Consider the following 24,170-nt stretch of genomic DNA (forward strand, 5'->3'; position numbering starts at 1 on the left):
TGCATCGGCTGAGGTTGGCGCTTACTTGAGCTGCTGCACCAATGCATCCGGCAGATAATGCGGGCCGTCGAAGACCGACACCTTGTAGCCCTTGTAGAGATTCACCTGCGGCCGGATTTCATCGGCGGTGGCGCTGCGAAAGCCGCCGCCCGGCATCGGCCGGAAAGCCTCGGCGATGATGCGCACGCGCTGCTTGCCGAGCCGCTGCGACAACACATTCGCGTAATGCAGCGCAATCTTCGGTTCGCGCGCATAGACGCCTACCCCATCCTGAAAGAACACGCCGACGTCGGGCGGCAGCCATTTCATCAGGCCGTCGGCCAGCGCATCGGGGCCGACGTTGGCGCTGTCGTAGACGGTGATCCACAGCGGTCGCGGCAATTGCGCCAGCAAGGCCCCCAGCCTGGGGGCTTCGGCCCAGGTCGGATCGATCTCCACCGGAAAATACCAGCCGGTCACATGCAAGGGCGTGGGCAATCTGGCCAGCGCGGCGGAATCGGCGGCCAGTTTGTCGATATCGGCGCGCGCGGCTTTTTCATCGAAGCGGCCGGCCAGGCCGACGATCACATCGCGCGCCCAGGGTTCTTTGGCGATGCGTTCCCAGTCTGGCAGTTTTGGTGCGGCCGGCAAGGCGCTGCCGGGCACGAAAGCCATGCCATCCACTGCCGTCCATTGCACCAGCAATTCGCTGGCGCCCAACTGATCCCATGTGCCGCGCGGCATCACGGTCGCATTGTCCGGCTGCCACACCACGCCATCGATGCGGATCGGCTGCTGCAACTGATTGCAGCCGGCGCAGGCCGCCAGTGTCAGCGCCACGCTGATCGTCAGAGCACGCTGCAGCCAGCCGCGCAAGTAATGGCCGGTGACATGCGGGCGGGGGCTTCGGTACGCGGGCTTCAATCGGTCTCCATGGCAAGGCGCGAAATGGACTCGCGCAATAATGCGCTCATCAACCGCATCAATAAGACAGCGTGGTGGTCATGAACAAACCGCGTGCGCGCTCGTCGCCGCTGATCGTGAAGCGGTATTGCAGCGACAGTTCAAGATAGGAGCGCGGCGCATGATAGGTATCCTCGCGGAACCAGTATCGCAGATTCACGCCCGGTCCAAAGCCGGTTGCCATGCGCGTGCTGTTGAGTGAGTTGTAGTCGGTGTTGAGCGTGACATGCGGGAACACCACCAGCCTGGGGCTGATATCGTCGAGGCGGAAACTGCGGCCGGCCTGCAGCGAGGCCAGGCCATAAGTCTGCGGATGCTGGAAGTAGCGCCCGGCTTCTGCATACCACTGGGTGGTCCACCAGGAGGGGCGATCCACGCGCAGGTCGGTGCCGATGCCGTCGGAATAGGCGATCTGTCCCAGCCAGTCGCTGCTGGCCTGCGAGCCGATCGGGATCAGGCGGCCAAAGGAGACCACCACGTTCTGGCTGGTGAAGGGCTTCCAGCGTGCGCCGACCGTGGCTTGTGCGGTTTGCGTGCCGGTGCCGCCGCCGGATTTGTCTTGCAAGGTCTGGAACACGCGGCCGAAGACTTCAAAGGTGCGTCCGTTCTGATAACCGAAGGGCCGCCAATAGGCTTCGGCGCCGGCCTGCAGACTGCTGCCGCCGCCCGATACGCCGGGGGCGCCGGCCTGCGTGCTGCTGCCGGCCGCCGGGCCGCCGCCGCTGCGCGTGAGCGAGGCGATGAACCCCCATTCGCGATCCACCGTGGACACCGTGCGGCGCGTGTCGAATTGCTGCTGCGGGGTCTTGTCGATGGCGCCGGCATTGGCGGCATCGATACTGCGTTTGAAATAGCCCAGCGCGCTGCGGTCGTCGCTGTTGCGGGTGGCGCTGAAGGCGGCATCTTCCAGCGCCGCATCCGGCAGCTTGCCGGCCTGGTCGGCGCGCCGGAATGCGCCCTGCGCCAGTGCATCCTCACCGGCGCGGCTGGCCAGATAGGCCAGTTCCAGATCGCTCAGATCGTCGAAGGCATGCGCCTCGCGGCCGGCGTTGAATTTGTCGCGCGCTTCACGCTGGCGGCCGAGGCGCGCCAGCAGATCGATCTCGGTCGAGAGCGGCAAGCCGCCTTGCGTCAGCGCGTCGCTGAAATCGGCACGCGCCTCGTCCGGTTTGCCAAGCTGATCACGGATCGCGCCGCGCTGCGCCAGCAGAGGGCCGGCGCCGGAATCGCCCTGACGCAAGGCAGCGGTCGCGGCCTGCTCGGCCTCCGGCAGGCGTCTGGCCGCCAGCAGCGCATTGAGCAGCAGCATGCGGTAATCGGGATTCTCCGGCGACAGCGCGATGGCGTCCTGCGCGTTGCTTGCCGCCGCCTGGTAGTTTTTTTGCTCCATGGCCTGATAGGCGATCACCGCCTTGTCGTAGCCGCGATCGCGCGGAATCTGGCCGGGTATGACATGGCAGACGGTGGCCGCGACCGGTTGCTGGAGGTCGCCGCTGCCGGCCTTGCCCTCGGCGCGGCAGTCCAGCGCAGGCACCGGGAACTGGCGTACCTCGAGGCGCGGGCCTGATTCCTGAATGTTTTGTTTTTCCGATGACGCCGCTGCCAGACTGGTGCGCCGCATGCGGCCCAGCGCCTGCTGCGCGGCCAGCCGGGTCTGCTGCAGTTGCGCCACCTGATCGGCGTCGCGCAGTTGCGTGCTGTCGATGCCGTTCAATACCTCCAGCGCGCGCTGCGGCTGGCGCATCGCCAGCGCCGAATCAGCCATCAGCAGACGGGCGCCGGTCTGTTCTTCCGGCCGCGCCAGTTCTGCCGCAGCGGCAAATTCGGCGAGCACTTCTTCTTCATGACCAAGGCGCTGCTGGGTGTAGGCGCGCAGCAGCAGCGGGCCGGCCTGCAAAGGGTCCAGCGTTTGCGCGGCGGCGCTGGCGCTGAGCGCTTCATCCAGTTGCTCGTTGTGCAGCAGCGCGATGATCAGCATCAGCCGGTACGACATATTGCCCGGCGCGTAGTCCACCGCCTTGCGCGCAGCATCCAGTTCGGCCGCCGGGTTCTGCTCGCTCTGCGCGCGGAACACGCGCGCCGCCTGCAGCGCCGCCAGTTCACGCCGCACTTCGGCCTGACGTTTCTGCAGCGGCGATGCGGCCTCATCCTTGTCGTCGCTGCCGGTGATGGCGATGCCTTGCGCCAGCACGCGTTCGGCGTCGTCGTATTGGCGCGTCTCGATCAGCGCATTGCCCAGCAGCAGCCAGTAGTCGTCATTGTCCGGCGACTTGCGCACGGCTTCGCGCGCGCGCTGCACGGCGCTCTGGTAGTCGTGCCGGCGGTAGGCGCGGAAGGCCGCATCGGCATCGTTGTAGCCGGCGTCGCGCGTCGTGCTGCGCAGGGATCGCAGGCCTTGCTGCTGCTGTTGCTGCTGCTGAATCTGGCGCAGTTGCGTTTGCAGAGCGATCGCATCCGGGCGCAAGCGCATGGCCTCTTTCAGCTGCGCCATCGCGCGCTGATAGTCGCCGCGCGCAGAGGCGCGATAGGCATCCTGCGCCAGTTCGTAGGCCGGGCCGCTGAGCGGCAGCGGGATCACTTTGGTCTGCGCCTGCAGCGCTGCAGGCGCCAATATCAACGCCAGCGCCGAACTGGCGCAAGCGATCCTGACGAACGGCAAAGTGCGCGACGCCGATGCTGATGCTGCATGCCTGGTGTTTTTGTTTTGATTTTGGTGCTGGCTCATCTTGTTTTTATTCACGCGGTCTGGCCGCCCGATGGTTGGGAATGTTCAAACTGCAGGCGTTGCTGTTGCACCGCCTGTTCAATCGCTTCGCGCGAGATCACCGATTGCTCGACCAGATAATCGCCGATGCGGCCGTGCCGCTCGGGACGATAGCGGCGCAGCGCGGCGTCGAAGATTTCGCGTGTCAGCAGGCCGCTGCCGATCAGCAGATCGCCCAGCAAGGGCACGCGCGCTTCGGTGCGATGCTTGTCGAAGGCGTTGTCCTGGCCGCTCAGCAGGCGCAGACCGGCGGCGATTTCGGATTCGCGCGCGATCATGGCGAATGGCGGCGTGCCCAAAGCTTGTTGCAGCTCAGCGCGCGCTTCGTCGCTGAGCGCGCTGCCCACGGCAATGCGCACCAGGCCGGCGGCCGGGCCGCCTGCTTCGCCGGGGCCGATATACAGCGCCCGCAGGCGGGTGCAGATTTCGGGCGCGAGCACGCCTGCATGTTGCTCGACCAGCGCCTTGGTCAGGCGCACGCGCGGCAGGCGCTCCTGATAGGCCAGCGCTTCGGCCAGGGTTTCTTCATCGAGCCAGCCGTGCGACACCATCACCGTACCCAGCGGCAGATGGGTGCGCTTCTGCTCTTCCAGAGCGCGGCTCAGCGTGGCATCGTCCACCGCCTGCCAGGTGCGCAGCAGATCGCCCAGACGCTGACGTGGTCGCGCCATCTGGCCGTCGGCCGGGAAGTCGTGCATGGTCTTGTCCCAGGCCAGGCTCTTGCCGGCAAACAGATACAGCAGGAACAAACGCCAGGCGCGCGCCACCGCCATGAAGTTGACGAAGTTGGACACCACCATGCGCGGCAGCGACATCAGACCGTGGCGCCAGCCGTAGATCTGCGCAGTGAAATAGTAGCGATGCGCGGCGCGGTTGATCATGGCCAGCGCATTGAGCAGCAGCACCGTGCGCCACCAGCCGTCGCTGGCCAGCAGCGGCGGATAGAACACTTCCCACAGATTGAAGGTGGTGGCCGCCGAGAACACGATGAACTGCAGCGCCAGCACATAGGCCAGCATGCTGACGAAAGCGGTGATCACGCCCTTGCGGTCGTGCAGCAGCAGATAGCGGGCGGCGAATGAGCCCTTCCAGCCGATCTGCTCCCAGCTTTGCAGACCGATGCCGAGTACCCAGCGCGCCTTTTGCCGATAAGCCTGGCGGAAGGTGTCGGGGAAGAATTCACGCACCGCCAGCGGCAGCTCCAGCGTCAACTCCGACGCGCGTCCGCCCTTGCTGAAGAACCAGGGTTCGCGGCGCACCTTGAACTGCACCGGGAAGCGCGCAAAGATCGTGCGCATGCCCATCTGCGACAGCCGGGTACCGACTTCGTAGTCTTCGGTCAGGCTCGATACATTGAAGGGCTCGCCGCCGGACTCCGCCAGCAGGCCCTTGAGCGCCTGCCGCGAAAAGCAGGTGCCGACGCCGGCCGAAGGCACGGTGCCGGCCACGCTCTCGCGCACCATCATGTCCTTGGCGTGGCTCTCGGCGAACTCGTCCATGTAAGTGCCGGCCACCAGTTCGTACCAGTGACGCTCAAGCGAGGCTACCGGAATCTGGATCATGTCCTTGCGCGGCAGCAGATAGTTGAAGAACTTCAGCTCCAGCGGATGCAGCACGTCTTCGCTGTCGTGCAAGACCACGCCGGCGAATTCCATGCCTTCCTCGTTCTCGTGCGCAAAGATCGACTTGACCACCCAGTTCAGGCAGTCGGCCTTGCAGGTCGGGCCGGCATGCGGCACTTCCACCCGCCGCAATTGCTTGTAGCGCAGCCGCATGCGTTCGACCTGCGCGATGGTGGCCTGGTCGTTGACGTAGGTGCCGACGAAGATCATGTAGTTGCGATAGTCCAGCGTCGCCACCATGTTCTCTATCATCTGCGCGATGACGTCGTATTCCAGCCAGGCCGGCACCATGATGGCAATCGGCTGCTCCTCGCGCTCCCGCAGCTGGGCCGGCGTCAGCGGCGTGCGGGTGCGCTCGATGGTGAAGCGCCGATAGATCCGGCGCGTCCAGTACCAGATGTCGAACAGCAGATCGTCGGCGGCCGAGATCAGGATCAGGATCGCCACCACGGCGGCTGCGACCTCCAGCGCCGCATAGTAATTCGCGGTGATGAAGCTGAGCTGGGCCGCAGCGTTGGCAGTAGTGAACATGTCAGATACTCCGCTGATCAGCTTGGCTTGCGTGGATCGGGATCATTGCCGCTGTCGGCGCTGCGGTCGAGCGAGCGTTCGGCTTCCCGTTCGGCGGCACGGCGGCGACGCGCCCGGCTTGCCAGCACCATCATCAGCACAAACAGCATGATGATGAACAGCGGCACCAGCCACCACAGAACGTCCCTGATCGTGAAATCCGGCGCATCCTGCACCGAGTCGCGACCGGCGCTGTCGTTGGTATCGATTTCCGACAGCAGGCCCGAGGCGCCGACGGCCGCCACGTTACCGCTCGACAATGCGAAGGTCTTGCTCAGTTGCGGCGGTTGATCGCCGACGCTGCGATAGATCACGCCATATTTACCGGAGACCTTGCCCACTTCAAGAATGCCGAAGCGGTTGAGGCCGCTGATGTCGAGCATCGGCTTTTGCGAACTGTCATTGAGCACCAGCGCATTGCCCTTGACCTCGATCAGGCTCTTGTCGCCCTTGAAGGGAATATCCAGCGCCAGGAAGTTGTTGTCCGGCGTGATCTCCTTGCCGTCTTCGGCCACCTTCATCGTCGTGCGTGTGGCCGAGAGACCGGTGCTGGAGGCGATCATGATCACGCGTTGCAAGGTATGGCCGGCATCGCTCAGATAGGCCTTGGGCACCAGCAGATCGGCGCCCGCCGCGAAGCGGCGCACCATGCCGGTAAAGTTGTCCTCGGTCGGCGCCTTGTCGAGCTTGAGGTGGCTTGATGCCAGCACGGCGACCGGGAAGGCTTGCGGCGTTTCGCGGCACTCATCACTGGATGGCTGGCGCACGAAGGAGACCCTCAGCTGATTCTGCGCCGCCAATGCATGGTTGGGAATCCTGGCGCTGATGCGTTCGCGCTTGCCGTCGGCGCGCAGATGCGAGGCGCCCAGCAAGACGTCGTTGAGAAACACCGACGCCACCGGCGGCGTGCGGCCGGCGCCGGGCGCGGCCGATACATCCAGCAGCAGTTCGGTCGGCACCCGGCCGTCGCTGGCGACTTCGGCGATATTGAATGAGGCAGTCCAGTCGGCGCGGCTCATGACGTCGAAACTGCCGGGCGAACCGCCCAGGTTCTTCAGCAGGATCACCGGCTCGTCCGATACCGGGCGGTGCGCAGCGCGCACGGTCAGCGCCTGCGAGCCGCTGATGTTGCGCCAGTATTCGTCGAACAGGCCGGCGAAATTGACGCCCGCTTCCGCGCCGGCCAGGATCACCGGACGACCGAAGGCCGACACCAGTCGCAATTCCTTGGCGCCGAGGCCGTCGACCTGGGGCTCAAGCCGCTTGCGCCATTGGCCGAAGGCATCCAGCGCATCCGGTGCATTGCTTTTGACTTGTTCCTGCAGCGCATTGAGCGCACCGCTGATGGCGCTCAGCAAGACCTGGTCGCCGACCAGAATGTCGCCGCGCAACGGGGTGTCCGAACCGTTCTGTCCCAGCGCCAGCAGCGCGCCGACCTCAGACGCATCCTTCAGGGTGTGTTTGCCGCTGCCGCTCAATGCAGCGAAGGCGGGAATCACGCGCAGCTCGGCCGGCACGTTCAGTCGGCTCAGATCGATGCTGTCGCCGGCCGCCGGCATGGTGGTCACGGTGCTGTGCTTGCCGGCGCGCTCCAGCGCCACGCCGATGCGCCAGGCGCTGTCATACGACTGCGGCGACAACTGTTTGCCGGCCACCATGATCGAGGTTTCCGCAGGCAGCGCGCCCCAGGCGGTGCGCAAGTCCCTGATGGCGCTGCTGTCGTAGCGATAGCTGAAGCTGGAATCCGGCGCCACGCGCAGCACATTGCCCGGCGTGCGCGGATCGGCGCAGACGCTCAGGCCCGAGAGCATGGTGGTCCAGTTCACACCCAGCCGCACGAAGCCGCTGGTGCGCGGCGCGCCGTCGATGCCCAGCGTCAGGCTGGCATCGCCCTGATCGGCAGTCATGGCGCGCGCGGCGGCGGGATAGGTATCAATCGCCAGCACCATGGTGGTACGCCCGCCATCGGCGCGCAGATAGTTGGCATTCATCTTCAGCGTCGCATCCGACAGCGGCACATTGGCCGGCACCGGCAGATAGATTTCGCGGCTGCTGTCATTCGAGGCCAGCACCAGCGGCGTGCTGAAGCCCAGCGTCGACAGCGTCTGCTTGCGACTGATCCAGGTGTCGGCAGTCAATTGGCGGAAGGCGCTTGCTACCTTGCCCGAAGAGCTTGCTGCCGGGTTACTCTCCGGCGCTGCCAGCGCAGGCGCCGGCATCAAAAAAGGCAGGCTCAGCGAGAGCAGCGAGAATGTGTGTAAGACACTGCGGTGTACCGGTGTAGGACGACGTGAATTTATCATTTCTTTTGACGTGAAAACCAGGTTAGTTTTTATTGCGCAAGCCTCATGTTCAATGCCGGCAAGCGTTTTCGGGACGCAAGAAGTCTGCGGGGCAGCCGCAAATTCGAGCGTGAAGCTCAGCGATTGGTTGCAGTTTTTCTTTGCGCTGCCTGAAGAAAAATGCGAGTCAGGAAGCGAATTGCGTGAAGGGCCGGTCCATGATGGCGTTCACAATGCGTTGACTGGCGTGGCCGTCTCCGTAAGGATTTTCACGCAATGAAAATGCGTGCCGGAGACTATCGTTTTCGAACAGCGTGCTGACTGAATCCACGATGCTATGTACCTTGGTGCCGACCAGTCGCACCGTGCCGGCATTGACTGCTTCCGGTCTTTCGGTGACGTCGCGCATCACCAGCACCGGCTTCGACAAGGACGGCGCTTCTTCCTGCACGCCGCCGGAGTCGGTCAGAATCACATGGGCCTGCTGCATCAGTCGCACGAACTGAAAGTAATCCAGCGGCTCAATCAGATGCACGTTATCGAGCCCCGACAATTCAGCCAGCACCGGGCCGCGCACCTTGGGATTCAGATGCACCGGGTAGACGATCTGAATGTCGTCGCGTTGCGCCAGTTGCGCCAGCGCACGGCAGATGTTTTCAAAGCCGCCGCCGAAATTTTCACGCCGGTGGCCGGTCACCAGCAGCAACTTGCGATCGGGCGCCAGCGGCGGCAATTGCGCATCCAGCCCGGCGCGAAATGCCGGATCGGCTTCAATGCGCGAGACCGTCAATTGCAGCGCGTCGACCACCGTATTGCCGGTGACCAGAATGCGGCCGCACAGACGTTCGGCCTGCAGATTTTCGCGGGACGACGCCGTCGGTGCGAACAGCAGATCGCTGGCCACATCGATGGCGCGCCGGTTCATTTCTTCCGGCCATGGCTGGCCCATATCGTAAGTGCGCAGGCCGGCTTCCACGTGCGCCACCGGAATCTGCCGGTGAAATGCAGCCATCGCCGCCACCATCGCGGTAGTGGTGTCGCCGTGCACCAGCACGCGGTCGGGCGTGGTGTCGGCCAGCAGCTCATCAATGGCGACGAACAAGCGCGCACTCAGCCCGTTGAGGGTCTGATCGGGCACCATGACATCGAGATTATGGTCGGCCTGAATTTCAAACAGATCGAGCACCTGCTGCAGCATGCTGCGATGTTGGCCGGTAACGCAGACACTGGATTCGATACCAGGTTCGGCCGCCAGTGCACGCACTAGCGGGGCCATCTTGATCGCCTCGGGACGGGTCCCGAAGATCGACAGAACTTTGGTTTTGGCGTGAATGATAGTGCTCCTCGAAGAACGAGGAATTGCCGTGCATCGCATGTCGATGCCGCGCATTTTTTTATTGTGATCAGCACGGAGCAACTCCGTTATAGGAATCACCGCGCCGGCAGTTTAAGTCTCGATGAGGTATGGAATTTTGCGAATGGCCGGACGCGGTCTTGAGTTTGCTGCAGGGGTGTGAGTGGCAAAGCTGACTTTGGTTTCCATTTATTTAGAAACAGTTGTTACGGTTCAGACGGCTTTGCGCCATTGATCAATGGAAAGAAAAATCAAAAGATGGCGTGGGGAAATTTGAGGCTGAGAAAAATTCGGGGGCTGTGATCGCGGGAGCGCGCGGGCGGGATACTGGAAGGCGGTAGCAAATGATCGTGGCGGCAGCTGATGAGTTTCCCGCTCATCAGCGATTTGAAAATGATAAGGACGAATTTACAGCGCAGCCCTCAGACGTCGCGCTGCTTCAGCCACAGACCGAACTCCTGAAATGCGCCGACCACCGCGCGCAATCGCTGGCCTTCTTCGGTCAGCGCATATTCGACGCGTGGCGGCACCTCGGGAAATACGGTGCGGCTGATCAGGCGCGATTCTTCCAGCGCACGCAGATCAAGCGTCAGCATGCGCTGTGAAATGTTCGGCAATGCGCGCCGCAGTTCATTGAAACGCTTGGGGCCGTCGAGCAGAAACCAGATCAGCAGCAAGCGCCAGCGACCGCCGAGCACGCGCATGGCTTCTTCCACGGGACAACCTGAAACATTCTCTTTCACACGGGCTCCGGTATATTTTTTGTGACTGACGCACAAAATTTTGCGTTCTTTACGGCCTTGCTTGCGGCCGCCAGAATACAGGCTTTTCGCGTGCTTCACAAAACACCGGCTGCGCTTCGCGCCCTTGCTGCTCGTACGCCGCACATTCTTGTTCTGCGCATCCGTCCATCGGAGTTTTGGCGGGCACTCTTAACGATCCCAGAGGAAAACATGAAACTGTATTTTGCCCCGCATACCTGCTCCCTGTCGCCGCACATCGTCTTGCGTGAACTTGGCATTCCCTTTGAACTGGTGAAGGTCGACAACCAGAGCAAGCGCACTTCAAGCGGCGAAGATTTCCTCACGATCAATCCCAAGGGTTATGTGGCGGCCCTGGCGACCGATGATGGCGAAATCCTGACGGAAGGCCCGGCCATCGTGCAATACCTGGCCGATCTCAAGCCGGAATCCGGATTGGCGCCAGCCAACGGCACCTGGGCGCGTGTACGTCTGCAGGAAACGCTGAATTTCATCACCAGCGAATTGCATGCCGGCATGGCGCCGCTATTCAATCCTGCTTTGCCGGTGGAGGTCAAAACCATCTTCATTGAAAAATTGCTGCGCCGTCTGGGGCAGATCGAGACCACGCTCGCGGGCAACAGCTATCTGCAGGGCGAGCGATTCAGCGTGGCTGATGCTTACCTGTTCACGGTACTGAGCTGGACGCGTTTCTTCAAGATCGATCTGCAGCAATGGCCGTCGATCGCTGCCTACATGGATCGCATCGCTGCGCGGGCCTCGGTGCAGGCCGCACTGGCAGCGGAAGAGGTCTGAAGCAGCCGGTGCGATATCGGGCAAAAAAATGCCGGCATGGCCGGCATTTGAATTGATGATGGTTCGAATTTCATCTTCTGCGAAAAATGAAAACGGTCCGGCTTTTCTCCAATGCCTTTTTGAATATCTCCATCGGCGTTGATCGACCATGCTCAATGCCGGTCTGTGCCAGTTTTGCAATCACTCCGGCGTGGAGTGATGATGACTTTCAGCTCCTTGGGCGTCTCGCTGTTCCACGCTGGTGCTGTGCGCGCCGCTCTCGTTCTGATGGATGCGCACAATGCGCACACTGGCCGGCTGCGCCACCATCATGCAGGTCTTGCCGGTGCGCTTGCAGTGATCCTGCACGCGCCAGTAAGCGCCATGGCTGAGGCAGCCGGTCTGGCAGATCACCAGGTCGGCGGCGACGATGCTGGCTTCCAGCGCCGAGATTTCGCCGGCGTCGGCCGCAGCTTCTTCCTGCGGCGTTTTTGCGGCAGGCACGGCGCTCACGGCGTGGGCGGATTGTGCGGCGGCGGGCATGGATACGGTCGGACGCAGCTTGTCGCGCATCAGGTCTTGCAGGCGTTTGCTCAGTTCCTTCACGCGCCGCGCCAGGGTGGCGCGTTGCGGCAGGTCCGGGATCGCCGCTTCCAGCGCGGCGCGGTCTTCATAGGCCCAGGCCAGCGCGGTGTCGCGCGCGATGATGGCGGCGCGCATCTGCATGGCCTGCGCCCTGAGCTGCGCGATTTCGGCCGCCTGTTCCTGTATCACCGCGCTGCAGCGCAGCTGTACCCGCGCCAGATGCGACACCATGGCGCGCTGCTCCTGCTCCAGTCGCTCCACATCCTGAATATGCATGCTCATGCCTTGACCTCCTTGTAGCTTCTTGTATCGCGCAGACCGACGTCGGCGCCGAGCAGATAGACCGCGTAAAACGGTACGCCGATCAGGCTGCGGAACAACGGGCCGATCAGCGAATAGGGAAAACCGTAAGACTCCATCACACGGTAATTGGTGATCAGCTGCAGGCGCGGATGCGGCTGCGTCAGTTCGCGCACGCGCCGTACGCCCCAGTGGAATTGCGCGCTGGTGTATCGGACCGAGGGATGGCGTCGCGCGCGGCCGGCCGCCAGCCAGCACATGGCATCGAAGGCCAGCACCGAACCGGCCGGTGCGCGTTCGCCGAAGGTATGCAGCACCTGGCGAATGACGTCGGGCTTGAGATACATGCTCACGCCTTCGCTGAACAGGAACACCGGCCGCACGCTGTCTTGTGCATCGTCCGCGTCAGGCAGCGCCAGTGCATTCCACCAGCCGGTGCCGTTGAGGTCGAGTTCGCGCAGGCGATGGCGCGGATTGCGCGGCGGCAGCAGCGTGCGGCGCAGCGCGATGACTTCCGGCAGATCGGCATCGATCATGTGCGAGCTGCCGTTGTCCAGCCATTGCAGATAGTCGGACAGGCCGCAACCCAGATTGACCACGTGGCCTTCCGGATGGCGTTGCAGAAACGCCTGTGCCAGCGCGCGGAAACGGCGCGTGCGCGCCATGCTGCCGTAGACGCTGTGTTTGTCGCTCAGCCAGCGGCGGCCGTCGTCGCCCAGCGCGGCGAGCGTGCCGGCGGCATAGCGGTCGTTCAGGCGCAAGGACGGGAACAGTGCTTCGCCCAGGGCACGCGCTGCCAGCGGAATGCGCAGGGTAGAGGGCACCGACGCCAGGCTGGCGTAGCGCGCGGCCAGCTCGGCGCGCTCGGCACTTTCGCCGACGCCCGGCAGCGCGCCGGTCAATGCTGAGGGTAAAGGCGGGACTGCGTGATCGTTCATCAAAGCCTCCTGAAGCGGCTTCGCAGCGCATGTCTTTGCATGGGCTTGCGAGGGCTTACGATTATAGATGAGAACTATTGTTATTTGTCCCGGTGCGCAGGAGGGGGATTAGCTGCACCCAGCTGCACCTTCGCAAGGATGTGAGAGGCCGGGCTTGAGGGCGAGATGGCAGACAGGCTTGCCTTGCGGGAAGCTGAGCCATTCGCTTGTCCCCGCGTGCACGGGCGTGGATTGCCGCGTCAAGCTTCGTGAGCAGCGCCAAAAACAAAGCCGCCCGGCGTGCGCGCGGGCGGCTTCATGCGATGGCGAACGTGCGGCGATGGCGAACTTACTTCAGCGCGGCTTCATAACGCTTGCTTACTTCCGGCCAGTTCACCACGTTGTAGAACGCGCCGATGTATTCCGGACGGCGATTCTGATAGCGCAGGTAATACGCGTGCTCCCACACGTCGAGGCCGAGGATGGGGGTGTTGCCGTTCATCAGCGGGCTGTCCTGATTGCCGCTGCTTTCGACCACCAGCTTCTTCTGCGGCGTCACGCTGAGCCAGGCCCAGCCGCTGCCGAAGCGCGAAATGGCCGCCTTGGTGAAGGCTTCCTTGAAGGCATCGAAACCGCCGACATCGCTGTCGATGGCCGCCGCCAGTTTGCCTTCAGGCTTGCCGCCGCCGGTGGGCGACATGACTTCCCAGAACAGCGAGTGATTGGCGTGACCGCCGCCCTGATTGATCACGGCGGCCTTGATGTTGTCCGGCACTTCCTTGACGCGCGCCACCAGCTCATCGACGCTCAGCTTTTCCCACTCGCTGCCGGCGACTGCGGCATTGAGATTGTTGATATAGGTCTGATGATGCTTGGTGTGGTGGATTTCCATGGTCTGGGAATCGATGTGCGGTTCCAGTGCGTCGTAGGCGTAAGGCAGGGCAGGCAGGCTATATGGCATGGTGTTCTCCGGTAATGGACATGGCCGGCACAAGGGCCGGATCAGGATATAGGGAGGCTGCCGGATAGGTGGCTGTATTCGCTGGAGCGGGGTCCGGGGCATGCGCGCACCAGACCTATGGAGCGCATGCAGAAACGAAGGATTTCGATTTTAGTTGAGAATCGCGATGGGGTATCCCTACACTTTGCAGGGGAATTTTGAGCGGAGCCAGGCCGTCAGTTCAAAACGTATATTTCGCCGTCAGACTGAAATTGCGCGGCTCGCCGAAAGTATTGCCGCTGACCGTGTTGTATACGGTCTGGTAATACCGCTTGTCGAACAGGTTGGAGATGCTCAGGCGCAGCTCCAGATGGCGGTTGATCTGCCAGCCCGACATCAGGTCGAACAGCGCATAGCCGCCCTGCCGCACCAGCGGGCTGCCGCTGACATAGGTCTCGCTCTGCACGCGCAGGGTGCCTCCCACGCGCCACTGGCTGAGTGCGCCCGGCAGCTTGAGCATGCTGCTCACATGCAGCATGCGCACCGGCTGGTTGGGGGCGTTGAACTGATCGCCGGCCTTCGCGGTGGTCGCATCTCTGGTGTAGCGCGCATGGGTCAAGGCATAGCCGGCGCTGATCTGCCAGGCCGGCGTCAGCATGCCGGTCAGATCGAATTCGACGCCCCGGCTTTCGACTTCGCCCGAGGCATAGGCGCATGAGGCCGAGGCCTTGCACAGGTCGCCCTGCAAGGCCAGCGGCAGATTGTTCTGGCGGATCAGGAACATCGCCGCGCTGGCATTGAGCGCGCCATCGAAAAACTCGCCCTTGATGCCCAGTTCATTGTTGGTGCCGGTGACCGGGTCCAGCGGTCTGCCGCTGGCGTCGACCGAGGCCTGCGGCTTGAAGATGCTGGTGCGGTTGCCGTACAGCGAAAAATTCTTGCCGAGGTCATAGACTACGCCGATGTAAGGCGTGATTTCGCCGCGCACCTGATAGCTGGCCTGGCCGCCGCCGCCCAGGTAGCTGCGGTCGTCGGCGTAGTTATACCAATCGGCGCGCGCACCCACCAGCAAGGCCAGCGGCTCGGCCAGACGCAAGCGTGCGCTGCCGTAGACGCCGGTCTGCTCGACGTGGCTGATGCTGGAGTAAGACTGCATCGAGATGTCCGGCAAGGGCGCGCCGCTGCCGTTCCAGCTCAGCGCATCGAAGGTATAGCTGTAACCGGGCGCGGTTTTGCCCTTGTCTCTGGTGTCGCGCGTGCGATAGCTGGCGCCGGCCAGCACTTCGTGGCGCCCGCCGAGCAGCGCAAAGGGGCCGCCCAGCTGCACTTCCAGGCCGCGTTGCGTGCGCTGGTAATCGTAGATATTGGCCGAGATCAGGGTGAACAGATTTTCGCTGCTGCCGGCGCGGTCGGTGCCGGTCACGCGTGCGTTCGAATGATCCTCTATCCATTGCATCGACACTTTCAGCTTCCAGTCATCGGCCAGACGGGTTTCCAGCTCGCCGAACAGGCGCGTGTTGATCTTGTTCCAGTAGGCCCAGTCCGGCGCGGTATTGAGGCTGCGGCCGAGCGGCAGAAAACTGCCGTCGCTGGCGGCCGGCAGGCCGTACCAGCTGGCGCCGGGATTGTCTTCCTGGTTGTAGCTCAGGCCCAGGCTCAAGCTGGTGTCGCGGCTGAGGTCGGCATCCACCGTGCCGTACACCAGCGTGCGCTGATGACGGTAATTGTTCATGAAGGTATCGGTATCCTGATAGGCCACCACCATGCGCCCGCGCAGGGTCTGCGCCTGATTCAGCGCGCCGCCGGCATCCAGTTCGACGCGCCGGTTGTTCCAGCGCCCGAGGCTGGTGCTGAGCGACACCTGAGATTCGCGCGTGGGCCGCTTGCGCACCAGATTGATCAGCCCGGCCGGATCGCCGATGCCGGTCAGCAAGCCCGCCGCGCCGCGCATCACCTCCACGCGGTCATACATGGCCAGCGTGCTGATGCCCATGGAGTCGGTATCGGACGAGGCCGGCATGCCGTCCTGCAGGAAAAAGCCGATGGGGAAACCGCGCGCATACAGGATCGAGCGCTCGTAAGAGTTTTGCGACAGATTGACGCCGGTGGACATTGCGCTCAGGTCCTCGATCGATTGCATGTTGCGGTCATCGATCTGCTGACGCGTCACCACGCCGACCGCTTGCGGCGTCTCGCGCGGCGTCAGCTCCATGCGCGTGGCGGTGCTCATCGCGGCGATGGTATAAGCGCCGCTGCCTTCGCTCACCACGGCGTCGCGCGCGGCGTTGACGCGGACCAGCGGCAGCACTTCATTGCCGGTGGGGCTTGCGCGCTCGGACGCCGGGCCCTTTTGCACCACGTAGCCGCCCGCCTGCGGCCTCGCCTCCAGCCCGCTGTGCCAGAGGATCTGGATCAAGCCTTCCGCCGCAGAATAAGCGCCCCGCAAGCCGGCGCTCTGCAGGCCGGCCGTGGTGTCGGTGGAAAAGGAAATCAGCAGGCCGGTTTCACGGCCGAAGCGATTCAGCACGCTTTCCATCGATCCCGGCGCGATGTCGAAACGGAGATGTTGCTGCGCTGCCTGGCTGGAGGATATGGCGCCGGATGCGTCGGCATAGGTGTCGGCGCCATGCACCGGCGCAGCGGCAATCAGCCAGGCCGACAAACTTAAGGCCATGCGCGGCTTTGCAGTTTTTGCCATTCTGCGCGAGAGGGAAAAAATCATCCGCTCCTCCCGATCACGCAGGATTCAACATCGGAACGGCCGGCCTCATTTCTTTTGCGCGGCAGGAATGACGCTGACCCAGTAGCGCGTCAGATAGCGCAGCTCGACCGGCTGGCTGGCAGTCAGAATCTGCAGCACGCGCTCGGTGTCGGCCAGCGGATAGGTGCCGGAAATGCGCAGATCGGCCACGGCCGGATCGCAGCCCAGATGGCCCTTGCGATAACGGCTGAGTTCGGCCACAAAATCTTCCAGCCGCGTATTTGAGGCCACGATCATGCCCTCGGCCCAGGCGCCGGCGCTATTGTTCAGTGCCAGCGGCGTGGACACGCTGTGATGGCTGAATTCGGCGCTCTGGCCGGCATTGAGCGTGGCGCTGCGCTCAGGCGCATCGTGCGGGATGATCTTCACGCGATCGCGGAACACGTCCACGTGCGATACCCCGTCGATATGCCGCACTGCGAACACGGTGCCCAGCGGCTGCACCGTGCCGCGCGCGGTGGCGACCAGAATCGGGCGCGGCTGCGGATGACGGTCGGCCGCCGTGGTGAGCATGATTTCACCTTGCAGCAGTTCTATGCGGCGCTCGCGCTCACCATATTGCAGGCGCACGCGGGTGTCGGTGCCGAGCACCAGCGTGCTGCCTTCCGGCAGCGTCAGCGTGCGGCGCTCGCCGATGACAGTGCGTTCTTCGCCGGTCACGTCGAACAGGCCGCGATACTCGGCCAGCCAGGCGCCGCCGCCGGTCGCCGCCAGCAAGAGCAGCAGCTTGCCGAGGCGCCGACGGCCGGCATCGGTGCTGGCCGCCGGATGGGTCAGCGCCTTGTGCACGGTGGCGGAGGAGCTTGCCGCACTCAGGCCTGCCAGGCGCTGATTGATGCGCTCGATCTGCTGCCACGCCGCCAGATGGTCGGGATGCTGCGCCAGCCATTGCTCCAGCTTCCGGAGCGTCAGCTTGCGGCCGGCCTCGTCCTGCGCGCCGGATTGCAGCTCCAGCAGCCATTCGATGGCTTGCCGCGCGACATGCGGTGGAACGTCGGGTGTGTTGAGGGAGTCGCGAGTGCCACGTGTGCTGCGAGCATTCATGGAAGCGACATCGAGAAATAGCACTGCGCCGCCGCCTTGACCAGATAGCGCTTGACGGTGGCCAGCGAGATGTCGAGTTCGGTCGCGATTTCAGCCTGCGTCATGCCATCCAGCTGCGACAGCAGAAAGGCGCGCCGCACCACCAGCGGCAAGCCGTCCAGCATGGCATCGATTTCGAACAGGGTTTCCAGCAGCAGGGCGCGTTGTTCCGGCGAGGGCGACTGCGCCGGCGGCAGACAGGCAAGGGCGTCGAGGTAGGCGCGCTCCAGTGTCTGACGACGGTGGTGATTAAAGACCAGGCGTTGCGCCACCGTGGTCAGGAAGGCGCGCGGTTCGCGGGCGGCGATCAGTTCTTCGCGGGTCAAGAGGCGCAGGAAGGTGTCTTGCGCCAGATCGGCGGCCTGTGCGGCATCGCCGAGTTTCCTTTTCAGCCACTGTTGCAGCCAGTCGTGGTGGTCGGTGTACAGCATGCCGACTTCCAGCCGTAGTGCATTTTCAGTCACAGACATGCCGCTTTTCTCCCCTGATCCAGATCCGCCGTGTGGTCTCCCTCTCCGATTGATGTCGTATTAATGTGGATACTGACTCAAAATAAAGATAAGAATGATTCGTATTATTTTACGCGGCGGCCTGTGGCGCTGCAACTTGAGCGTCCCGGGTGTTGCTTTGCAAGCGTTTTACCAAAATTAGCTTGCCAACTGCGCCGGAAGCTTATCCGGCAGGGTCTGAGGCCCGGGCCGAAGTTCAAGTTCTTGACTCTATTGCAATCCTGAGATCGATTTCGGCGGTCTGCCGAAAAACCGCGTGAAGGCCGCACTGAAGTTGCCGGGATGTTCATAGCCCACCTGCCAGCCGGCCTGCGCCACCTGGCAACCGTTTTCCAGCAACGTCCAGGCATGACGCATGCGGATTTCCAGCAGTAACTGATAGGGACTTGCCTGGTACAGATAGCGGCAGCCTTGCTTCAGCTTGAATTCGCTGAGGCCGACGCGCGCGCACAGATAAGCAATGCTGAGCGGATGCGCCATCTGGCTGTGCATCAGCTCACGCGCCTGCTCCACCCGCAACAGATCGGCTTCGGCTATGCGTCGCCGGGCGGTTTTGGCGACGTCGGGGATATTCAGCGTCGGCAGCAGCCGCAACTGTTCCGCCAGCAAGCTCAATGCGTGGATGTGCAAATCCAGCGTGGAGGCGGGGATGTCCCCGGCCCGGGCCGGCAATTTCGCCAGGCCCGGCAGCCGGCGCGGCCTGATCTGCGGCAGCAAGGCCGCGGCGTGCACATTGCTGGCGGCAGCGGTGCGGCCGAAGGCCAGACTGCGGACGCCGGATTCCGGCAGCAAAGCGGCGCAGCGTTCGGCGCCGACGTAGCGCGCCAGCAATGATTCTTCAATCAGCAAACGCAACTGCGCCACGCGCTCGCCGGCGGCATAACGGCGCTGGCCGATGCTGTGGCGGAACGATGAAACCGTCGTATGGCCGCCGCGAAACGCCAGCTGCGAACCGTCGCGGCTCTGATACGCCGAATTGCCCTGCAGGCCCAGCGTGATCACCAGCACACGCGGTTCCTCTGGATTCACGCTGTTTTCAGCCAGCGCCTGGCGCGGCTGGTAATCCGAATGCACCAGCGTCAGGCCCGGTTCCAGCACGCGGCGGTGGGCGTGGCAGGCACCATGCCCGGTCGCCAGTTGCAGGCGTTCCCAGCCGAGAGCCGGCGGCACCGTTAAAGCCTCTGCCGGATGTGTATTCATGGAGTTTCCTTGACGTCATGGCGCCGGTTTGACGGTCGGCGCAGGCGTTTGCGCCGGAATTCATATGAAATCCGCCGTATTTCATATGAATTCAGATGATAACCATTCTCATTGTTGCATAGAATTTCTTCGATGCCAAAACAGCCGGATGCAGTCCGGCAGGCATGCCAAATCACATCGGGGAGTTCGAATCCATATGAAAACCATCGCAAGGCCTTGCCGCCGACCGGCGCCGCTGCATCCTGCCAATCCGAGAAATCAGGTGTATCCGCAACGCAAGCTGCTGCTCTGCCTGTTGGCCGGCGCGCTATTGTGCGGAACCGCATTCCCGGTGCTGGCGCAGCAGTCTGAGGCTGGCGCCGCCGCCAGTTCATCAAGCACGACGGCCGCGGCTTTGCCCGCGCTCACGGTCACCGCCAACAAACAAGAGCAGACCTTGGAAGCGGTGCCCGCCAGCATCACCGTATTCGACGGTGAAACCCTGCGCGAAACGCATGCCGGCAGCATCGAAGCGCTGGAGCAGATGACGCCAGGCCTGTCCTTTCAGCCCTTCGGCCAGAGCGGTGTGCACTCGCCGGTGGTACGCGGCATGACGGCCAATTTCTTCTCTTTCTCAACCTCCACACTCCTGCTGGTGGATGGCGTGCCGACGCTGATGGCGCAGGGGTTCGACAACAATCTGCTGGGCGTGGAGCGGGTCGAAGTGCTGCGTGGCCCGCAAGGTACGCTGTACGGCCGCAACGCTGAAGCCGGCGTCATCAACATCTGTTCGCTGGCGCCCGACAACACGCCGCGCAGCATGATTTCGGCGGGCGCCGGCAGTCGCAATCTGCGCAGCCTGAGTGTCGAACTCAGCCGGCCGCTGGTGCAGGACACGCTATATGCCAGCATTGCCGCCGAATGGCGCAAGCAGGACGGCTTCATCGACAATCGCAACCGCGGCGGCAAGGAGGATGGGCATGAGAGCACCGATCTCAAGCTGGCGCTGCGCTGGACCCCGAGTGCGCGCACCGACGCCACCTTGCGCTACAGCCGCAGCGATCAGGACGACGGCGGCTCGCTGTGGGGCGCGCCGAGCGCTGAACGCGCTACCGTGCGTTCCGGCACGCCGAGCTGGAATCATTCGAGCGGCTCGACCCTGTCGCTGAACGTGGCGCATGAGCTGGATTCCGGTCTGCGTCTGCGATCCATCACTGCCTGGAACGAATGGTTCGACCACGTGCAGCAAGACACCGATTTTCTGCCGGCTGACACCCTGCACATCGGCCGCGATCACCGCTTCACCACGCTGTCGCAAGAACTGCGGCTGGAAGGCAAACTGGGCCAGGCGACCTGGCTGGCCGGCGCCTATGCCGACCACGACGACCACCATCTGGTCAATGAGCAAAAGCTGCCGCTGGCCCTGAGCGTCAGCCGCGCCAGCCAGACTGGTGATTCGGCGGCGCTGTTCACCGACTGGAGCATCCCGCTGGCAGAACGCTGGACGCTGGCGGCCGGCGCCCGCGCCGAGCGCGACAGCGTGCGCTTCACGCCGCAAGGCAGCAGCCAACGCAGCGCCAGCTGGACACGCTTCTCACCCAAGCTCAGCCTGCAATATCAATGGGCCAAGGAACAGCAGATCTATGCCGGCGTCACCGACGGCTTTCGCGCCGGCGGCTATAACGTGTTCGTGCCCGCTGCCGGTTATGCCGCCTACCAGCCGGAAACCGTGCGCTCCTATGAACTCGGCGGCAAGGGCTGGCTGTGGCAGAAGCGCTTGCGTTATTCGGCGGCTGCGTACCTGATGAATGTGCGCAACATGCAGGTGCAGCAGATGCCCACCGCCGGCGTGGTGTACATCACCAATGCCGCCTCGGCGCGTTCCGGCGGCGTAGAGCTGGAGCTGGATTACCTGCTCGGCGGCGGCTGGCAGCTCAGGTCAGGGCTGGCCTATAACCGCACCCGCTTCGACCGCTTCCGCGACGGCAGCAATGTCTACGACGGCCATCGCAATCCCTTCGCGCCCGATCTCAGTGGCCATCTGACGCTGCGTTACGACGCGCCGTCCAGCTGGTATGCGCAGGTTTCGCTGAACGCCACCGGCAAGGTGTATCTGGATGCAGCCAATCGCTACAGCCGCAACGGCTATGGCCTGCTCAACGTGAGCGGCGGCTACCGCATCGGCCAGACCGAAATCTCGGCCTACATCAACAACCTGGCCAACCGCCGCTATGACGCGGTCGGCTACCAGAACGGCATCGTCACGGTCTACAGTCCGCCGCGCGAAGCCGGCTTGCGCCTGACCTGGCGCATGTAACCGGAAAGGACATCACGTGAATTTCGAGCAACATCACCCGTTGCAACCGTACTGGAATCTGGCGGTCGCCGGCGTCCATGCCGAAGCGCTCGACGTCGCCCTGGAGGCCGGCCTGTTTGATCTGTTGCAGGAGCGGACCGACTCCCTCAAGATTGCGTCCGTGCTGGACTGGCAGCCGCGCCAAACCGAGCTGATGCTGGAGCTGCTGTGGAGCATGGGTTTGCTGGAGCGCCAGTCGCCCTTGCCCGGCGCGGTCGGAGCTTTGCCCATGTATCGCGTCGCGGCCGCCCTAACGGCCTATCTCCAGCGCGCCAGCCATCAATATTGCGGCGATGCGCTGGCCTATCGGCTGCATTCGCTACGCCATTTCGGCACGCAGTTGCCGGGTTTGCTGCGCGGACGCGCGCAAGCGCCTGCGGCGCAGCCGGCGACCGTTGCTGCCGGACATCTCCCATCCGCCAGCGGCGCCGGCTGGGCCGATGCCGCGCGTCGCCAGATCGGCCAGGAGCAGCGCGCTGCCACTGCCGCCGCCGCGTTGAGCATTGTGCGTGGCATTCCCGAATTCGCCAGGCTGTTCGCGACCCGTAGCGCCACCGCAGACAGCAGCACGCGTGATCCTGCCGGCTTGCGCCTGCTCGACCTGGGCGGCGGCCCCGGCTGGATCGCCATCGAACTTGCGCGCGCCTGCGCGCAAGTGCAAGGTGCCGTGTTCGACTGGCCGGAGACCGTGGCCGTGGCGCACGAGAACATCGCGCAGGCCGGTCTGGCGACGCGTTTGCACGCATTGCCGGGCGATCTGGCGGCGGACGACATCGGCACCGGCTACGACCTGATCTGGTGCTCCTCGGTGCTGCATTTTGTCGGCGACATGCCGCAGGCCTTGCTGCGCATGCATGCGGCGCTGGCCGATGGCGGCGTGCTGGCGTGCGCGCAGGCGGAGGTGCCGGAAGATGCCGCCGCCGCCGCACGTGTCTTGCCGTATTACCTGCCGATGCGCATGCAAGGACGGCACGTTACCCAGCAGGGCGGCCTGGCGCAGTTGCTGGCGCAGGCCGGTTTCAGCGGCATCGAGCAAAGCAGCTGCCATGCATTTCCGATGGCGCCGGTGCAGGTGCTGATTGCGCGCAAGGCCGCGCGGTGAGCACCACCATCAGCATCATCGGCACCAAGAGAAAACCTGAAATTGGAAGAAGGATCAACATGAGAACAGCAGAATGAGCGTAGCCTATCGGCCAATGAAGGGCGGTGCCGGCGCGCGCGGCCACGGCTGGCATCAGGTCTGCTTCGGCTGGCTCAATCTGGTGCTGACCGCGCCCAGCGTCTATCTGTGGCTGGGTTTGCCGCTGATCATGCGTCAGCACGGCTGGTCCGGTGTCGAGCTTGGCCTGTTTCAACTGGCCGCCTTGCCGGCCGCTTTCAAATTTCTGATGGCAGCCCCCATTGACCGTCAGACCTCGGCGCTGCCCGGCGTCGATATCCTGCGCCGTTACCGGCGCTGGGCCTGCATGCTGTGTCTGTTGTTCGCCGCCGTGCTGTTGCTGATCGGGCGCCGGCCCTTGCTCGCTAGCCCCCATGAATTGTTTGTGCTGGCCTTCGGCGCCGCGTTGCTGGCGACCTGGGCCGATGTGCCGGTGAATGCGCTGGCGATTCGCCTGTTGCCGCCCCATCAGCGCCAGCGCGCAGGTGGCATCCGTTCGGCGGCGCTATCGCTGGGCGCGATTGTGGGCGGTGGTCTGATGCTACTGGCGCAACAGCGCTGGGGTTGGCGCGCGCCGTTCTGGATCATGGCAGCGTCCTTGCTGCCGGGTTTGCTGGCGCTGATGAGTCTGCGTTTGCGGCCGGCGCCGCCGCTCGCGTCGTCGGCCGCCGGTCCGACGACGGCTGTTGCTGCAGCCGACTGGCGTGGCTATTTCACGCAGCGCGGCGGCGGGCGCTGGAGCGTACTTCTGCTGCTGTGCTTTCCAGTGATCGGTGCGACCTGGTTTTACCTCAAACCATTGATGCTGGATCACGGTTTCGCGCCGCCGCAGGTGGCCGCGATTGCCGGTATCGGCGGCGGTGTGGTGGCGGCGGCCGGCGGCATGCTGGCGCCCCTGTTCAGCCGTCGTTTTGGTCTCGCCAGAGCATTGCCCGGCGCGGCCGGCTTGTGCCTGCTTGCCTTGCTGAGTCTGTTGGGGGCGGTGCTGACAGGCGGCGCGCCGTGGATATTCGTCGCCGCCGCCGGGCTGGTGGCGCTGGCCATGGGTTGCACGGCAGCGGTGGCGTTTGCGCTGATGATGTATTTCGCCCGCAGTAGCCGCAGCGCCGCCGACTACGGCGTGCAGGCCAGTTTGTTTTCGGGCGGACGGATTGCGGTACCGCTGCTGGCCGGCATCGCGCTGGATCGTTTCGGCTACGGCGGCATGCTGGGCATGCTGCTGGCGGCGATGCTGCTGATCCTGTGGTTGACCGTGAAGGCACGCACCGTGATCGGCGAGCGGGCGGATAAGTACCCGACTTGTTCTTGAACC

Annotated in this window: 17 protein-coding genes; 4 read left to right on the top strand and 13 right to left on the bottom strand. The window is 63.8% G+C overall.

Annotated elements, in window-relative coordinates; translation table 11 throughout:
• Window positions 1–21: 21 nt before the first annotated feature.
• The 6 genes from PQR62_RS21355 to PQR62_RS21380 form a co-directional block, all read right to left on the bottom strand.
• Window positions 22–855: an alpha-amylase family protein gene (locus tag PQR62_RS21355; RefSeq protein WP_408160050.1), complete on the bottom strand. Its 834-nt coding sequence runs from the start codon at window positions 853–855 to the stop codon at window positions 22–24.
• A gap of 106 nt (window positions 856–961) precedes the next feature.
• Window positions 962–3,667, bottom strand: coding sequence for an NfrA family protein (locus PQR62_RS21360; RefSeq protein WP_408160051.1), 2,706 nt, complete (start codon window positions 3,665–3,667; stop codon window positions 962–964).
• A gap of 11 nt (window positions 3,668–3,678) precedes the next feature.
• A complete protein-coding gene (locus PQR62_RS21365; RefSeq protein WP_408160052.1) occupies window positions 3,679–5,859 on the bottom strand; it encodes a glycosyl transferase family protein in 2,181 nt (726 codons plus the stop codon).
• Between the two features lie 17 nt (window positions 5,860–5,876).
• A complete protein-coding gene (locus PQR62_RS21370) occupies window positions 5,877–8,117 on the bottom strand; it encodes a cellulose synthase (protein WP_408160053.1) in 2,241 nt (746 codons plus the stop codon).
• A gap of 250 nt (window positions 8,118–8,367) precedes the next feature.
• Window positions 8,368–9,555, bottom strand: coding sequence for a non-hydrolyzing UDP-N-acetylglucosamine 2-epimerase (wecB, locus tag PQR62_RS21375; protein WP_408160054.1), 1,188 nt, complete (start codon window positions 9,553–9,555; stop codon window positions 8,368–8,370).
• 401 nt (window positions 9,556–9,956) lie between these two features.
• Entirely contained in the window at window positions 9,957–10,277 is a 321-nt protein-coding gene (locus tag PQR62_RS21380) for a winged helix-turn-helix transcriptional regulator (RefSeq protein ID WP_408160055.1), read from the bottom strand.
• 210 nt (window positions 10,278–10,487) lie between these two features.
• Here PQR62_RS21380 and gstA point away from each other — a divergent pair, with 210 nt between their 5' ends.
• Window positions 10,488–11,090, top strand: a complete 603-nt coding sequence (gene gstA / locus PQR62_RS21385) for a glutathione transferase GstA (RefSeq protein ID WP_408160056.1) — start codon at window positions 10,488–10,490, stop codon at window positions 11,088–11,090.
• 180 nt (window positions 11,091–11,270) lie between these two features.
• Here the strand turns inward: gstA and PQR62_RS21390 are convergent, their stop codons facing one another.
• From PQR62_RS21390 to PQR62_RS21420, 7 genes are all read right to left on the bottom strand, one after another.
• Window positions 11,271–11,936, bottom strand: a complete 666-nt coding sequence (locus PQR62_RS21390; RefSeq protein ID WP_408160057.1) for a DUF2325 domain-containing protein — start codon at window positions 11,934–11,936, stop codon at window positions 11,271–11,273.
• Window positions 11,933–12,892 (bottom strand): class I SAM-dependent methyltransferase, encoded by a 960-nt coding sequence (locus PQR62_RS21395; protein WP_408160058.1) that lies wholly within the window; start codon window positions 12,890–12,892, stop codon window positions 11,933–11,935. The genes PQR62_RS21390 and PQR62_RS21395 overlap by 4 nt, the downstream gene beginning before the upstream one ends.
• Before the next feature lie 328 nt (window positions 12,893–13,220).
• Window positions 13,221–13,832 carry a superoxide dismutase gene (locus PQR62_RS21400; protein WP_408160059.1) on the bottom strand — a complete coding sequence of 204 codons (612 nt, stop codon included), beginning with the start codon at window positions 13,830–13,832 and terminating at the stop codon, window positions 13,221–13,223.
• A 220-nt stretch (window positions 13,833–14,052) separates the two neighbouring features.
• Window positions 14,053–16,485, bottom strand: coding sequence for a TonB-dependent siderophore receptor (locus PQR62_RS21405; protein WP_408160060.1), 2,433 nt, complete (start codon window positions 16,483–16,485; stop codon window positions 14,053–14,055).
• 93 nt (window positions 16,486–16,578) lie between these two features.
• Entirely contained in the window at window positions 16,579–17,616 is a 1,038-nt protein-coding gene (locus PQR62_RS21410; protein WP_408160061.1) for a FecR domain-containing protein, read from the bottom strand.
• Window positions 17,613–18,125: a sigma-70 family RNA polymerase sigma factor gene (locus PQR62_RS21415; protein WP_408160062.1), complete on the bottom strand. Its 513-nt coding sequence runs from the start codon at window positions 18,123–18,125 to the stop codon at window positions 17,613–17,615. Before PQR62_RS21415 ends, PQR62_RS21410 begins: the two co-directional genes overlap by 4 nt.
• Before the next feature lie 249 nt (window positions 18,126–18,374).
• A complete protein-coding gene (locus PQR62_RS21420) occupies window positions 18,375–19,364 on the bottom strand; it encodes a helix-turn-helix transcriptional regulator (RefSeq protein ID WP_408160063.1) in 990 nt (329 codons plus the stop codon).
• A gap of 196 nt (window positions 19,365–19,560) precedes the next feature.
• Between PQR62_RS21420 and PQR62_RS21425 the strand changes: the two genes are divergently transcribed.
• The 3 genes from PQR62_RS21425 (at window position 19,561) to PQR62_RS21435 (ending at window position 24,167) form a co-directional block, all read left to right on the top strand.
• On the top strand, window positions 19,561–21,660 hold the full coding sequence (locus tag PQR62_RS21425) for a TonB-dependent receptor (protein ID WP_408160064.1): 2,100 nt from the start codon (window positions 19,561–19,563) through the stop codon (window positions 21,658–21,660).
• A 16-nt stretch (window positions 21,661–21,676) separates the two neighbouring features.
• Window positions 21,677–22,801, top strand: a complete 1,125-nt coding sequence (locus PQR62_RS21430) for a methyltransferase domain-containing protein (protein ID WP_408160065.1) — start codon at window positions 21,677–21,679, stop codon at window positions 22,799–22,801.
• 73 nt (window positions 22,802–22,874) lie between these two features.
• On the top strand, window positions 22,875–24,167 hold the full coding sequence (locus PQR62_RS21435; protein WP_408160066.1) for an MFS transporter: 1,293 nt from the start codon (window positions 22,875–22,877) through the stop codon (window positions 24,165–24,167).
• The last annotated feature ends 3 nt before the right edge of the window (window positions 24,168–24,170 follow it).

This window comes from Herbaspirillum lusitanum (assembly GCF_046025995.1).
Classification (GTDB): domain Bacteria; phylum Pseudomonadota; class Gammaproteobacteria; order Burkholderiales; family Burkholderiaceae_D; genus Herbaspirillum; species Herbaspirillum lusitanum_A.